The organism is Bacillus sp. FSL R5-0397, from assembly GCF_038593395.1.
GTDB classification, from domain to species: Bacteria; Bacillota; Bacilli; order Bacillales; family Bacillaceae; genus Bacillus; species Bacillus altitudinis.
Map to the genome: position 1 here is coordinate 1,303,721 of NZ_CP151992.1, position 13,486 is coordinate 1,317,206.

Genomic DNA, 13,486 nt, shown 5'->3' on the forward strand with positions numbered 1-13,486 from the left:
AGAGGTTTTTTTATTGACCATATACAGGACGCAATCGAAAGGGGATTCCTAGTGAGTGAACTACTGGCAACATACGTACTAACACATCGAGAGGATGAACAAATAGACCGAAAAGCAGAGCAGATCGCACTTGGGTTAACGGTCGGGTCATGGACGGACTTGCCGCAGCTCAAAAAGGAGCAGCTGAAAAAACATAAAGGCCGTGTGGTGAGCGTAAAAGAACAGTCTCCCGCAAATGGTGGTCTGTATCAAACAGAGGTGACCATTGCTTATCCTGAGGCGAACTTTTCAGCTGATATACCAGCGGTGTTGACGACGATTTTTGGAAAGCTTTCACTGGATGGGAAAGTAAAGCTCGTCGATATCGAATTTTCGGAAAGGTTTAAAAGCTGTCTGCCAGGACCGGTATTTGGCATTGAGGGGATACGAAAGAAAGTAGGCGTGTTTGATCGGCCACTATTGATGAGTATATTTAAAGGCGTGATCGGCCGTGATATGGAGGATTTAAAAGAACAGCTCCGCTTACAGGCTTTAGGTGGAGTAGACTTCATCAAAGATGATGAGATTTTATTTGAAAGCCCATTAGCCCCTTTTGAAGATCGAATCAAGGAAGGAAAAAAGATATTAAAAGAAACATATGAAGAGACAGGACATCGCACGCTTTATGCTGTTAATTTAACTGGTAGAACTTTTGATTTGAAAGATCGAGCAAGAAAGGCAGCCGAACTCGGGGCTGATGCGCTTTTATTCAATGTTTTTGCCTATGGACTTGATGTCATGCAAAGCTTGGCTGAAGATCCAGAGATCCCATTGCCGATCATGGCACATCCGGCAGTGAGCGGTGCAATGACATCATCTCCAGACTATGGATTCTCGCATTCTCTTCTTTTAGGCAAATTAAATCGATATGCTGGCGCTGATTTAAGTCTTTTTCCCTCTCCTTATGGATCAGTCGCCCTTCCGAAAAAAGATGCCATTGGCATTTTCGAAGCATGTGTGAAAGAGGATACAGTTCAACAAACATTTCCTGTCCCTTCAGCAGGCATTCACCCGGGAATGGTGCCGATCTTAGTCAAAGATTTTGGACTTGATCATGTCATTAATGCAGGCGGGGGGATTCACGGACATCCGCGGGGAGCAATTGGAGGAGGGAAAGCCTTTCGTTCGATCATTGATGCGGTGGTCAAAAAAGAGTCTATCGAAGAAAAAGCATCAACTTGTCAAGACTTACAAGCAGCACTTGATCTTTGGGGAAGGGTAGCAGAATAAATGAAAAAACCAATTGTATGTTGTGATTTTGATGGCACGATTACGAAAAATGATAATATCATTCGCATCATGAAGCAGTTTGCTCCGAAAGAATGGACGAAATGGAAGGATGGTGTTCTAGCAAAAGAGATCACGATCCAAGAAGGCGTCGGGCAGATGTTTCAGTTACTGACGAGTGATCAGAAAGAAGCCATTCGGTCATTTATTTTAGAGGATACAGAGATTCGTGAAGGATTTGAACAGTTTGTCGATGATGTCAAAAAAGCAGACATTCCTTTCTATGTACTCAGCGGCGGTATGGACTTTTTTGTCTATCCTATCCTTGAAGGGATTGTCGAACAAGAGAATATTTATTGTAACCATGCATCATTTAAAGAAGATCATATTCAAATTGAATGGCCGCATGCCTGTGATTCAGAATGCCAAAATGGCTGTGGCTGCTGCAAGCCTTCCATTATTCGAGAGCTGACGCAGGAAGATGATTTTATTATCATGATTGGTGATTCAGTGACTGATATTGAGGCAGCGAAACATGCGGATCTCACGTTTGCGCGTGATTATTTACTGAACGAATGTAAAGAGCTAGGGCTCGTACATAAAGAGTATGAAACATTTGTTGATCTAAAAGCGCAATTTGATCAAATAAAGGAAGTGAAGGAATGGCAGACGAGAAGAGTAAACACTGGAAGGAACTAGCAGACGTCAAACGTGAATTGGCACAAAGAGACTGGTTTTACGGAACAAGCGGCAATTTATCGATAAAAGTGTCGGATGATCCCATCACGTTTTTGGTGACGGCAAGCGGCAAAGATAAAAGAAAAGAAACCGATGAAGATTTTGTTCTTGTTGATGCAGCAGGTCAGCCGGTTCATCCGAATCAGCCGCTCAGGCCATCAGCTGAAACACTGCTTCACACATACGTTTATGAGCGGACGAAAGCAGGATGTTGTCTTCACGTCCACACGATCGATAACAATGTCATTTCTGAGCTGTATGGCGATAAAGGAGAAGTTCGTTTTAAAGGCAACGAAATCATTAAAGCGCTTGGTTATTGGGAAGAGGATGCAGAAGTTGCTGTTCCTATTATTGAAAACCCAGCCCATATTCCGCACCTTGCAGAGCAATTTGCAGTGCACCTGACGGACGATGCTGGTGCTGTACTCATTCGTAATCATGGCATCACCGTTTGGGGGAAAACCGCATTTGAAGCCAAACGAGTCTTAGAGGCTTATGAATTTTTATTTACCTATCATTTGAAAGTAGCGCTTTATCAAAAGCAGCTTGTTAAATAAAAAGGAGGAAAAACACATGGCGACCATTTACATTCATAATGAAGAGAACACGTTACTTGAGAACGAACAAGAGGTCCAGGCGTATTTAGAACAGCAAGGGGTCATTTATGAACATTGGGATATTGAAAAACTACCAAAACAGTTATCAGAAAAGTACGATTTAACAGATGATGAAAAGGAAGAAATTTTAACTGTGTTTCAAGAGGAAATAAAGAGTATTTCCGAGCGAAGAGGATACAAAGCGCAGGATGTGATTTCATTATCAGATGCGACCCCTAACCTGGATGAACTGCTTCAAAACTTTAAACGTGAGCATCATCATACGGATGATGAAGTCAGATTTATCGTGAGCGGTCATGGAATCTTTGCCATTCAAGGCAAAGACGGCGTCTTTTTTGATGTGAGACTGAATCCAGGTGATTTAATTTCTGTGCCCCCGAATATTCGTCACTACTTTACACTTCAAGAAGATCGTCAAGTCGTCGCAGTTCGCATATTTGTCACAACTGAGGGCTGGGTGCCAATTTACGAAGAAGAAACGGTTTAATAGTGGGAGCTGATCATTTCGCATGAGGCGGAAGATCAGCTTTTTTTTAGGAAAATAGACATAAAATGAGAGAGAAAATAGTTGATTTTGGTCTTCTGCATAGGATAAAATTCTGTTTAATCAATGTGTCAGTCCTGTCCAATTTTGAAGTTTACCCCCAGAATTCATTGGGTAAAAGGTCTTTAGGCTGTAAAAAATTAAATAAAATAAGCATATTTAATTTAATTTACAAATAAAGTATAATTTTGGTGTCGGATCATTTAGAGCGTAGACAGACGAATTCATAGCGGGAGCTGAGATCATGAATATTTATGTACGGAAAGAACAGTTATTAATGTCAATTGATGAAAAGAGAAGACAAATGGTAGAAGCTGCTCAAGTAGAAGGCTATACAGGTGAGACGACAATTAAATATAGTCAAGAACTGGACAACCTGATGAATGAGTATCAGTATCTTCTTTTTCATGAACAACAATCTGTTGCTTCCTTTCATGATCTTGTATCACAAATGAGTCTCCTTTCTGTCAATCGTCCTTCTTATTGACATCAAAAAACCGGTCTTGCCATTAGCAAAACCGGATGAATGCTTCAGCTATTAGTGTGCAGAAGGGAGCATGATGATTACGGTTGTTCCTTTGTTCACTTCGCTCTCGATATCGATTGTCCCCCCATACATCGAAATGATTCGTTTACACACAACAAGCCCAAGACCTGTTCCTTTTTCCTTCGACGTAATAAAAGGGAGGAAGATATGTTTCAGCATCTCTTCTGGTATACCTTCACCTGTATCTTTCACTTTTATGATGACCTGTTCTTTTTCAGCCTCAATGACAATCTTCAAATGACCGCCATTTGGCATCGCTTCTAACGAGTTTTTCGCTACATTCAATACCACTTGTTTAATGTGATCCTTCGTGCAATACACGCCAACATCTTGAATGGTATTGATTTGCAAATCAACCTCGACATTATAAAGGTTCGCCTCAGAAAATACAATGGGCATGATCTCACTCACAATTTCCTTCACAGAATTATTTTGCCACTTTTCAGCCGTTGGTTTTCCTAGCACAAGAAACTCACTGACGATTTGGTTAATCCGTTTAATTTCTTCCTCGATGACAGAAAAATAAAGCTGATCCTCTTCTGAACGATACTTCTTTTGCAAAAGTTGAATAAACCCGCTAATGCCTGTTAATGGATTGCGAATTTCATGCGCTGTACTTGCCGCAAGTGTTCCAATGAGTTCAAGCTTTTGTGCTTCATTTTGGTGGCGTTCCTGCTGGGTTTGTCGTCTTAAAATGATATATTGGACGAGTGTGAATAAGATATTTAAGAGAATAAATGCACTGGATAAAGGAAACAGCATCACAGACAGTACTTCACTAGTTGTCGCACGCTGCGGAAAAACCTCCAGCTTCCAGCTGTTTTCATCTAAATATGTAGACACGGTGCTATCACTTTCAGATGCTGGCTGTGGACCACTTGTAAACACAACGTCTCCATTTTGATTCAGCATCTTAAAATGAAGCTCTGGGTTTAATACATTCATAATATTTCTTAAATAATCAATTTGAATCGCAGCGACTAGCACATCCGTGACTTCGTCGTTCTCATTCAAAACAGGGACACAAATGGAGAGAATCCGCTGCTTAGTAATGCGGCTTACATAGTTATCTGTAATGACGGTCTGTTTTGTGACTTGAATACGTTTAAAGTAATCTCTAAATGACAGGTTGATTTTTTCCTTTAATGGTGTGGTGCTGGCTGTGACATTTCCTTTTTGGTCTAGGAGATACAGGCCTGAAAAACGAGGTTCTTGTTTATAGATTTTCTCTAGGATGTTTTGTACTCTTTTCGCTTCAAGCGGCTGGTCAAATCCCATGGCAAGGGAAGTTAATCTTGCTTCTGTTTCACTGATTAAATAATTCATTTGGTTTTTGTGAATATTTAACATAAGTGTAGCGGTTTGTTTGTTTTTTACATCAATTTTCTCAGTTTCTTTTTCGTAGATAAAATAACTAATGATGAGGGTTGGAATTACGACCAAAATAAGGTAAAGCTTGATCTTCTTCCAAAACCCTTTCAGTATACTCATGATTCATCGCTCCAACGTATTACCTAATAGACTTATTATAGCATTGAACCTATCTTTATTACGATGACTTGTGAGATTTTTAAAAAATTAGGTGATTCGTTCTGGTCTCTTTTTCATGCTAAAAATGGTTCAACATGTTGACATTTTACTTATTGTTTATTAATGTCACATTAGTGGGTTGCATTTCATAAAGGATGATAAAAAATGGAAAATCATAATGTTGAGAAATCTTTGAAATTATTTATTGTACTATCACGTGCCTATCGCTCCATTAATCACCACATGAACAAACATATTGTGAAGCACGGTCTGAATCCGACTGAATTTGCTGTATTAGAATTGCTGTATCATAAAGGTGATCAGCCGCTTCAGCAAATAGGTGATAAGATCTTACTCGCAAGCGGAAGCATCACGTATGTGGTTGATAAATTGGAGAAAAAAGAACTCCTTAGCCGGAAAGCTTGTGCAGAAGACCGCAGGGTGACATTTGCACATATTACGGAGCAGGGAAGAGCTTTGCTTGATGACATCTTCCCAGATCATGCAAAAGAGATTCACGAGATGATCAGTGTGCTTAGTGAAGAGGAGAAGGATGCCTGCATCGATATGCTCAAACATGTAGGACTGCGTGCCAAGCATTTATATGATCATAAAGAATAAACACATAAAAAAGGAAGCCGTTGGCTTCCTTTTTAGTATGTAGACTAATCCTCGCATATGGTGTCAGTCCTGCGCACCGATAAACGACAAGCGCTTTCAATCGCGCTCATAAGAAAGACAAAGGGCTAAAATAAACATCATTTTAGCCCTTTGTCATGATCTGAAAGGAAGCTGCTGGCTTCCTATTTATTTAGCTTTTTTCTCAATTGGCAAAATAAGAACTTCGACGCGTCTGTTTTTACTTCTGCCTTCTGCGGTATCGTTAGAGGCAATCGGTTTAAATTCACCGTAACCTTTTGTGCTAAAGTTCTCTTGGTCTAGGTTGCTGTTTTCAAGGAGAATATTTAAAAAGTTGACCGCACGAATGGCGCTTAAATACCAGTTGGATTCAAATTCAGAATTCCGAATCGGAACGTTATCTGTATGTCCGCTAATGACGATGTCACGAGCAGGGTTAATGACGAGCAGCTTGGATATTTCTTTGGCTAACGGAACATCCTGCGAGCGGATCACCGCTCGCCCAGAATCAAAGAAGATGCTGTCTTCAATTGTAATAAGCAGACCTTCATCCGTCAGCTTTGTTTCAAGCTTCGAACCAAGTTTTTTATCCGCAATGAATGAATCTACTTGCTTTTTAACCTTTGTTAATACCGCTTGGTCACGAGCTTTCGCTTTTGCTTCTTCTTCTTCATCTTCTGCTGATTTTTTGGTTTGATTGCTGTTTTCTGTTTCTTCGGTGCTCTGCATGCTTGATTGGTCCATTACGCCAGTGCCGCCAGTAAAGACAACATTAAACGATTTAGCCATCTGTTCATATTTTGCCGCATCAATGGAGCTAGATGCAAACAGCACAATGAAGAGGGCGAGAAGAAGCGTAAGAAGATCGGCGTAAGGGATCAGCCAAGACTCATCTACATGGTCTTCATGATCATGTTTTTTACGTTTCCTAGCCATTCTGTTTTTCTCCTTCTTCAATGACAAGATTTGCACGTTCTTTTGCTGGTAAGTACATCAGAAGTTTTTGCTCAATGACCTTTGGAGACTGGCCTTCAAGGACAGAAAGAATCCCTTCAATCATAATGAGACGAAGCTTTACTTCTTCCTTTGATTTACGCTTCAGCTTGTTAGCAAATGGATGCCACAACACATACCCTGTAAAAATCCCAAGCAGTGTGGCGACGAAGGCAGCACTAATCGCATGTCCAAGTGCTTCAATGTCTCCCATGTTTGCAAGTGCGGCAATAAGTCCGACAACGGCACCAAGTACCCCTAGAGTCGGAGCGTATGTACCAGCTTGTGTAAAGATTAATGCGCCTGACTGATGTCTCTCCGACATGGCATCGACTTCTTCAGTTAAGACGTCGCGAATAAATTCAGCACTTTGACCGTCAACTGCCATGCTTAAGCCGTTCTTTAGAAAATCGTCATCGACTTCCTCAAGATTTGCCTCTAATGCCAAAAGACCTTCACGACGAGCAATTTGTGCCCAGTTTGAAAATAGAGGAATCATTTCTTGTATCGTTGGAAGCTTGCTATCTTTGAAAATTTTGCCGAATAATTTTGGTGTTTTCTTAATTTCACTAGATGGGAAGGCAATGACAACAGCTGAAATTGTCCCAACCACAATGATCAATATAGCCGCCGGGTTGATAAGAGCGGTTAGACTCACACCTTTCAAAACCATACCGACACTCAGTGCAATAAATGCTAAAATAATACCAATTAACGATGTTTTGTCCATTATCTCACCAAATCCTTTAACTATCTTTTTCTATAGTTAATATCGGTGTCTTCTAGAAGGGTTTTAGTCAGAATATAAAATTAAGACAGTTTATGTGAAGAAATTTTGACGAAAGCGCTTTCTGAAAGCCGTAAAAAAAGAAACTCCCTCATATAAAAGGGAGTTTTCAACTTCATCTTTTTTGAGCTGTTTCATCTAAGAGCAATTCTTTTAATTTTTCTTCATGTATGATTTTGATCAAATCGTAGTTCCAATTGATCATGTGATCCATGTGATCCACCTCTTTTTCTTTTATCGTAAAGGAAAAGAGGCGGGGAAGCGTCGGCGCTCAGATGGAATTTAGACACTGCAACATGATGGAGCTGAAGATCCTCCTTAGGATGTACTTAGCTCTTTTTCACAACAATTTCGTCATGTTCAACATCGACTGTAAATCCAGTAAGTTGTTCTTCTTCAAGCAAGATGTCCGTCATTTGATCCTCAACATGCTCTTGAATCGTTCTTCGTAACGGACGAGCTCCAAATGCTGGATGGTAACCAAGTTCAGCGATTTTTTCTTTCGCTTCGTTTGTGACGTGAACAGTTAGATTTTGTTCTTTTAACTGCTCTGACAAATCTTTGAGCAGAAGATCCACAATTTTGACTAAATCGTCTTTATCTAATGAATCAAACTGAATGATGCTGTCAAAACGGTTCAAGAATTCCGGTTTGAAATAAGCGCTCAGTGAATCAATCAATGATTGTTCTTCGATGGCTTCTTCTTGTTCAGACTGGAATCCGACTTTGACTGCTTTTTTATCTGTGCTGCCAGCGTTACTTGTCATAATGATGACTGTGTCTTTAAAGCTGACGGTTCTGCCTTGGCTGTCTGTTAGCCGGCCATCTTCCATGATTTGAAGGAACATATGCTGGACATCAGGGTGCGCTTTTTCGATTTCATCGAGCAAAATGATGCTGTATGGTTTTCTGCGAACCTTTTCCGTGAGCTGTCCGGCTTCATCATGTCCAACGTAACCAGGAGGAGAACCGATGATTTTGGACACGGAGTGTTTCTCCATGTACTCACTCATATCTAAACGAATGATCGCTTCTTTTGAGCCAAATAATTCTTCCGCTAATGTTTTAGACAATTCGGTTTTCCCGACGCCTGTTGGCCCAACGAATAGGAAGGAGCCAGTTGGTCTGTGTTTTGATTTTAAGCCGGCTCTGCTTCTTTTTACGGCTTTCGCCACTTTTTCAACCGCATGTTCCTGACCAATGACGCGGGCTTTTAAGCGGACATCAATTTCTTTCATTTTTGTTTGTTCGTCTGCTTGTAGTTTGCCGACAGGGATACCTGTTTTTTGTTCTACAATCGACTGAATGTCCTCAGCTGTGACGACATGTTCTTTGTCATTTGTTTTGTTTTGCAATCTCGCTTCAATCGCTTCTTCTTCGTCTCGAAGCTTCGCTGCTTTTTCATATCGTTCTTCATTTAAAGCAGCTTGTTTTTCAGCGGCAATTTGCGCAAGACGGTTTGTTAATTCATCTTCACTTGCTGCATCAATGGAGAGATTCGCTTTTGAACCTGCTTCATCCATTAAATCAATGGCCTTATCCGGCAAGTGGCGGTCTTGAATATACCGCGAAGATAATTGAACACACGCTTTAATGGCTTCGTCAGAATAGGTGACGCCATGATAGGCTTCATACTTATCCTGAATGCCTTTTAAGATCTCGAATGCTTCATCCTGTGTTGGCTCATCAACGATGACAGGCTGGAACCTGCGTTCAAGGGCAGCATCTTTTTCAATCTGACGATACTCTTTTAATGTTGTCGCACCTACTAGCTGCAGTTCCCCTCGAGCTAGAGCTGGTTTCAAAATGTTTCCGGCATCCATTGACCCTTCGGCAGAGCCTGCGCCTACAAGAAGATGAATTTCATCAACGAATAAGATGATATTTTTACGGCTTTGCAATTCTTTGATTAATTGCTTCATCCGTTCCTCAAATTGACCTCGTACACCTGTGTTTGCCACAAGTGAAGAGACATCTAATAAATAAACTTGTTTGTTCTTTAATTTATTTGGTACATCTCCATTTGCAATTTTTAGTGCTAGTCCTTCGGCTATGGCCGTTTTACCAACACCAGGTTCACCAATGAGGACAGGATTGTTTTTATTTCTTCTATTTAAAATTTCAATGACTCTTGTGACTTCTTCATCACGGCCAATGACAGGATCGATTAAACCAGCATGTGCGCCATCCGTTAAGTTCCGGCCAAGCTCATCGAGTAAGCCTTTTTGTTTAGGCAGCTCTTGGCTCGTCGCATGTCCTGCTTGCTCAGAGAAGAATGAGCTGCCTCCGAAAAGGTTAGGACCCATTTTCATTTTTGACTGTTCCATCAAAGAGGTATAGCAGTCTTCACATAAAACCATTTGGCTACGGGACGAATTTACTTGCATATTCAGGCGAATAGTTGCTTCATTTACTTGACAATGTTGACAACGCATGAGCCATGACCTCCTTAAAATAAAGTTTGACTTTATTTGACCAATGAATGTTAAATAAAATGGTCTGTTGTTTGACCATCTTTGACTATAGTATACTCTGACCTATTTTGACTTTCAACTGTTTTGCTCATAGCTGAATGAAAAATCCTTTTTTGCATTTAATCATGGTTTGTCCTTCTTTTCAAGGAACTTGTCTCATAGGATAAAAAAGAGACAATCGAAAGTGATGGGTGCGGAGGGGTCATATGAAACGTTCAAATGAATCCGCTTTTCAGCTTGCCTTTGTATATGTAGGAACAGTGGTTGGAGCTGGGTTTGCGACAGGAAAAGAAATCGTAGAATTTTTTGTTCGTTTTGGCTGGATTGGATTGATCGGGATTTTGATTAGCGGTGTTATTTTTACCGGCCTTGGCGCAAAAATGATGCTTATTTCCAAACGAATTGAAGCGGAGTCTTATCAAGATATGAATCGGTTTTTATTTGGAGCTGCTGCGAGTCGATATATTAACATCGTCATGTTTTTTATATTACTAGGTGTGACGTCAGTGATGATTTCTGGCGCAGGCGCTATTTTTGAAGAACAACTTGGCATCTCAAAAGAATATGGTATTTTTTTAACGATTATTTTAAGTGTCATTGTCCTTTTTAAAGGTTCAAAAGGGTTATTTGGTGTCAATGTACTTGTCGTTCCAATGCTGATTTTCTTTTCGCTGATTGTGTTTCTAGACTCATTTGTGTTTAGTAGCGGTGAAAGCCACGTTCTGGGGCTGCAAATGGGAGAGGGCGAATGGATGTTGTCTGCGATTTCGTATGGTGCATTTAATTTAGCGCTGTCTCAAGCCGTATTAGTACCGGTCGCAAACGAAATGACATCCGAAGCCGTCATAAAAAGGGGAGCGGTGCTTGGAGGTCTGATGCTGACACTCATTCTGCTCGCCTGCTTTTTATCCCTTTCTTCATTAGATATGCTGGAGGCGTATGATATTCCGATGGCCCAAGTGGTGTATCAAGTCGCAAACTCTATTCATCTCATCTATTTATTCGTGATCTTTGGTGAAGTCTTTACATCCGTTATAGGGAATTTATACGGTCTCGAAAGACAGGTGAGGGCGTATATCCGATTGAACAGTATGTATACGATATCCTTTATTCTGCTTTGCTGTTATGTCATCAGTAAAATTGGATACGGCACACTCATTTCAACGGTTTACCCTGTTTTTGGCTATGTCAGTATCTTTTTTATCCTCTTTCTTTGTCTGAAAAAAGTGCCTGCATTAGGTGATAAGTAAAGAAGGGATAGCTTGTACACCAATTATGTGGTACACTATCCCCTGTGAAAATTGAACAAAAATCCGTGAAAACGGGAGAGGTTCTAGCAAAACCCTCTATAAAAAACTAAGGACTTGCCGTATCCTTGGATGTGGCATTTTTTATTTTTTATGGCTGGGACACCTCATACACATGTAAAGGTGTCTTTTCTTTTGAGAAAAATAGGGGTTTTCATGAACCTTTCAGATGCAGCTTTGTGCGGAGGTGCGGATCTGCAAAAGGAGGAAAAGGAAAAATGAAAAATGAAAAAGCGGTCGTTGTCTTTAGCGGGGGACAGGACAGTACGACATGTTTACTATGGGCACTTCAACAATTTAAAGAGGTTGAAACGGTAACCTTTCATTATAATCAGCGTCATCAAGAAGAAATTGATGTTGCCAAAAGAATTGCTGACAAGCTAGGTGTGAAAAATCATCTATTAGATATGTCTCTTTTAAATCAGCTTGCACCCAATGCCTTAACAAGAGATGACATTGATATTGAAGAAAAAGAAGGAGAACTGCCTTCCACATTTGTTCCGGGGAGAAACTTAGTTTTCTTATCATTTGCATCCATTCTTGCGTATCAAATTGGAGCACGTCATATTATCACGGGTGTGTGCGAGACAGACTTTAGCGGCTACCCAGATTGCCGAGATGAGTTTGTGAAATCTTGTAACGTCACCGTGAATTTGGCAATGGAAAAACCATTTGTCATCCATACGCCGCTCATGTGGCTGAATAAAGCTGAAACGTGGAAACTGGCTGATGAACTGAATGCGCTAGATTTTGTGAAAAATGAAACGCTCACTTGCTATAATGGCATCATTTCTGATGGCTGCGGGGAATGTCCTGCATGTAAACTTCGGAAAAATGGCTATGACACTTATATGGACATGAAGGAGGCGAACTAAATGCTTTCTCAAATCTATCCACAGACGAATCATCCATTTTCGTTTGAATTAAATAAAGATATGCATCTATCGGCAGCCCATTTTATCCCGAGAGAAGATGCTGGCGCTTGTAGCCGCGTACATGGTCATACGTATACGATTAACATTACGATTGCAGGAGATCATCTAGATGATTCAGGTTTCCTTGTGAATTTTAGCACGCTAAAAAAACTCATTCATGGACAGTACGACCATACACTGCTCAATGACCATGAAGAATTCTCATCGAATGATCCATATGCGATGCCAACCACTGAGGTTGTCGCAAAGACTGTGTATGATAAAGTGGCCGCATATTTAACGACTTTAGCGAACAAACCAGTATGTGTTCAAGTTTTTGTCAGAGAGACACCAACAAGCTACTGCATTTACCGTCCGAAACGAGTTGAGCTCAATGACTAAAGCGATTCCTGTCTTAGAAATCTTTGGTCCAACCATTCAAGGAGAAGGAATGGTCATTGGCCAAAAAACCATGTTTGTCAGAACGGCTGGCTGTGACTACTCTTGCAGCTGGTGTGATTCATCTTTTACATGGGATGGATCAGCTAAGCATGATATTCAGTGGCTTCAGGCAGAGGACATTGTAAAAGAGCTGAAGAGAATAGGTGGAAAGGCTTTTTCTCATGTCACCATTTCAGGTGGGAATCCTGCGCTTTTAAAACAAATGGAATCACTTATTGATTTATTGCATGAAGAAGGAATTGATACGGCGCTTGAAACGCAGGGAACGATGTATCAAGATTGGTTTTTGAAGATAGATGATTTAACCATTTCTCCAAAACCACCAAGTTCAAATATGAAAACCGATTTTACGAAACTTACACGTATCATAGATGAATTGAAAAATGGAAACAGATTGCAACATGCAAGCCTGAAGGTCGTGATCTTTGATGATCTTGATCTAGCCTATGCAAAGGATGTTCATGCGAAATACCCAGAACTCCCCTTTTATTTGCAAGTTGGAAATGATGATACGACGACAGCTGATGATGCGTACTTATTAACGCACTTATTAAAGAAATACGAAATGCTTGTAGATCAAGTAGCGCAAGATCCTGATTTGAATCGTGTGAGAGTCTTACCACAGCTGCACACGCTATTGTGGGGAAATAAACGAGGCGTATAGAAAG

The 13,486-nt window shown here is 40.6% G+C and carries 14 protein-coding genes and 1 riboswitch; of the genes, 10 read left to right on the top strand and 4 right to left on the bottom strand.

Features of this window, described 5'->3' with window-relative positions; genetic code table 11:
* Nucleotides 1–51: 51 nt before the first annotated feature.
* The 5 genes from mtnW to NSQ70_RS06595 all read left to right on the top strand — a co-directional run bounded on the left by mtnW (nucleotide 52) and on the right by NSQ70_RS06595 (nucleotide 3,652).
* Nucleotides 52–1,269: a 2,3-diketo-5-methylthiopentyl-1-phosphate enolase gene (gene mtnW, locus NSQ70_RS06575; protein WP_160757955.1), complete on the top strand. Its 1,218-nt coding sequence runs from the start codon at nucleotides 52–54 to the stop codon at nucleotides 1,267–1,269.
* Nucleotides 1,270–1,965 carry a 2-hydroxy-3-keto-5-methylthiopentenyl-1-phosphate phosphatase gene (locus NSQ70_RS06580; RefSeq protein WP_135008969.1) on the top strand — a complete coding sequence of 232 codons (696 nt, stop codon included), beginning with the start codon at nucleotides 1,270–1,272 and terminating at the stop codon, nucleotides 1,963–1,965.
* The gene (locus tag NSQ70_RS06585) at nucleotides 1,929–2,561 is read left to right on the top strand and encodes a methylthioribulose 1-phosphate dehydratase (protein WP_160757956.1); all 633 of its coding nucleotides are present in this window, start codon (nucleotides 1,929–1,931) and stop codon (nucleotides 2,559–2,561) included. Before NSQ70_RS06580 ends, NSQ70_RS06585 begins: the two co-directional genes overlap by 37 nt.
* A gap of 16 nt (nucleotides 2,562–2,577) precedes the next feature.
* On the top strand, nucleotides 2,578–3,108 hold the full coding sequence (locus tag NSQ70_RS06590) for a cupin domain-containing protein (protein WP_024719646.1): 531 nt from the start codon (nucleotides 2,578–2,580) through the stop codon (nucleotides 3,106–3,108).
* Nucleotides 3,109–3,409: 301 nt separating this feature from the next.
* The gene (locus NSQ70_RS06595) at nucleotides 3,410–3,652 is read left to right on the top strand and encodes an aspartyl-phosphate phosphatase Spo0E family protein (protein WP_008346101.1); all 243 of its coding nucleotides are present in this window, start codon (nucleotides 3,410–3,412) and stop codon (nucleotides 3,650–3,652) included.
* Between the two features lie 51 nt (nucleotides 3,653–3,703).
* On the opposite strand, the gene NSQ70_RS06600 is transcribed toward NSQ70_RS06595, so the two are convergent.
* Nucleotides 3,704–5,203 carry an ATP-binding protein gene (locus NSQ70_RS06600; RefSeq protein ID WP_007498739.1) on the bottom strand — a complete coding sequence of 500 codons (1,500 nt, stop codon included), beginning with the start codon at nucleotides 5,201–5,203 and terminating at the stop codon, nucleotides 3,704–3,706.
* 204 nt (nucleotides 5,204–5,407) lie between these two features.
* Between NSQ70_RS06600 and NSQ70_RS06605 the strand changes: the two genes are divergently transcribed.
* Nucleotides 5,408–5,863 carry a MarR family transcriptional regulator gene (locus tag NSQ70_RS06605; RefSeq protein ID WP_003211701.1) on the top strand — a complete coding sequence of 152 codons (456 nt, stop codon included), beginning with the start codon at nucleotides 5,408–5,410 and terminating at the stop codon, nucleotides 5,861–5,863.
* Between the two features lie 186 nt (nucleotides 5,864–6,049).
* Here NSQ70_RS06605 and motB read toward each other — a convergent pair whose 3' ends face one another.
* From motB to NSQ70_RS06620, 3 genes are all read right to left on the bottom strand, one after another.
* Entirely contained in the window at nucleotides 6,050–6,817 is a 768-nt protein-coding gene (motB, locus tag NSQ70_RS06610; RefSeq protein WP_024719648.1) for a flagellar motor protein MotB, read from the bottom strand.
* Complete coding sequence (motA, locus tag NSQ70_RS06615) at nucleotides 6,810–7,604, bottom strand: flagellar motor stator protein MotA (protein WP_008346088.1); 795 nt, start codon at nucleotides 7,602–7,604, stop codon at nucleotides 6,810–6,812. Before motA ends, motB begins: the two co-directional genes overlap by 8 nt.
* Nucleotides 7,605–7,990: 386 nt before the next feature.
* Nucleotides 7,991–10,096: an ATP-dependent Clp protease ATP-binding subunit gene (locus NSQ70_RS06620; protein ID WP_342502514.1), complete on the bottom strand. Its 2,106-nt coding sequence runs from the start codon at nucleotides 10,094–10,096 to the stop codon at nucleotides 7,991–7,993.
* Between the two features lie 245 nt (nucleotides 10,097–10,341).
* Here NSQ70_RS06620 and NSQ70_RS06625 point away from each other — a divergent pair, with 245 nt between their 5' ends.
* From NSQ70_RS06625 to queE, 4 genes are all read left to right on the top strand, one after another.
* Nucleotides 10,342–11,385, top strand: coding sequence for a hypothetical protein (locus NSQ70_RS06625; RefSeq protein WP_342502515.1), 1,044 nt, complete (start codon nucleotides 10,342–10,344; stop codon nucleotides 11,383–11,385).
* Nucleotides 11,386–11,456: 71 nt separating this feature from the next.
* A riboswitch (PreQ1 riboswitch) is annotated at nucleotides 11,457–11,501 on the top strand.
* A gap of 159 nt (nucleotides 11,502–11,660) precedes the next feature.
* Nucleotides 11,661–12,317: a 7-cyano-7-deazaguanine synthase QueC gene (gene queC, locus NSQ70_RS06630; protein WP_008348090.1), complete on the top strand. Its 657-nt coding sequence runs from the start codon at nucleotides 11,661–11,663 to the stop codon at nucleotides 12,315–12,317.
* Nucleotides 12,318–12,758, top strand: coding sequence for a 6-carboxytetrahydropterin synthase QueD (gene queD, locus NSQ70_RS06635; protein WP_178897126.1), 441 nt, complete (start codon nucleotides 12,318–12,320; stop codon nucleotides 12,756–12,758). It abuts the gene before it with no gap.
* Nucleotides 12,751–13,482 carry a 7-carboxy-7-deazaguanine synthase QueE gene (gene queE, locus NSQ70_RS06640; protein ID WP_024719652.1) on the top strand — a complete coding sequence of 244 codons (732 nt, stop codon included), beginning with the start codon at nucleotides 12,751–12,753 and terminating at the stop codon, nucleotides 13,480–13,482. The genes queD and queE overlap by 8 nt, the downstream gene beginning before the upstream one ends.
* The last annotated feature ends 4 nt before the right edge of the window (nucleotides 13,483–13,486 follow it).

Bases quoted from the DNA above. Each gene is read 5' to 3' on its own strand.
- NSQ70_RS06580 (WP_135008969.1), top strand. From the start codon at position 1,270: ATGAAAAAACCAATTGTATGTTGTGATTTTGATGGCACGATTACGAAA.
- NSQ70_RS06585 (WP_160757956.1), top strand. From the start codon at position 1,929: ATGGCAGACGAGAAGAGTAAACACTGGAAGGAACTAGCAGACGTCAAA.
- NSQ70_RS06590 (WP_024719646.1), top strand. From the start codon at position 2,578: ATGGCGACCATTTACATTCATAATGAAGAGAACACGTTACTTGAGAAC.
- NSQ70_RS06595 (WP_008346101.1), top strand. From the start codon at position 3,410: ATGAATATTTATGTACGGAAAGAACAGTTATTAATGTCAATTGATGAA.
- NSQ70_RS06600 (WP_007498739.1), bottom strand. From the start codon at position 5,203: ATGAGTATACTGAAAGGGTTTTGGAAGAAGATCAAGCTTTACCTTATT.
- NSQ70_RS06605 (WP_003211701.1), top strand. From the start codon at position 5,408: ATGGAAAATCATAATGTTGAGAAATCTTTGAAATTATTTATTGTACTA.
- motB (WP_024719648.1), bottom strand. From the start codon at position 6,817: ATGGCTAGGAAACGTAAAAAACATGATCATGAAGACCATGTAGATGAG.
- motA (WP_008346088.1), bottom strand. From the start codon at position 7,604: ATGGACAAAACATCGTTAATTGGTATTATTTTAGCATTTATTGCACTG.
- NSQ70_RS06620 (WP_342502514.1), bottom strand. From the start codon at position 10,096: ATGCGTTGTCAACATTGTCAAGTAAATGAAGCAACTATTCGCCTGAAT.
- NSQ70_RS06625 (WP_342502515.1), top strand. From the start codon at position 10,342: ATGAAACGTTCAAATGAATCCGCTTTTCAGCTTGCCTTTGTATATGTA.
- queC (WP_008348090.1), top strand. From the start codon at position 11,661: ATGAAAAATGAAAAAGCGGTCGTTGTCTTTAGCGGGGGACAGGACAGT.
- queD (WP_178897126.1), top strand. From the start codon at position 12,318: ATGCTTTCTCAAATCTATCCACAGACGAATCATCCATTTTCGTTTGAA.
- queE (WP_024719652.1), top strand. From the start codon at position 12,751: ATGACTAAAGCGATTCCTGTCTTAGAAATCTTTGGTCCAACCATTCAA.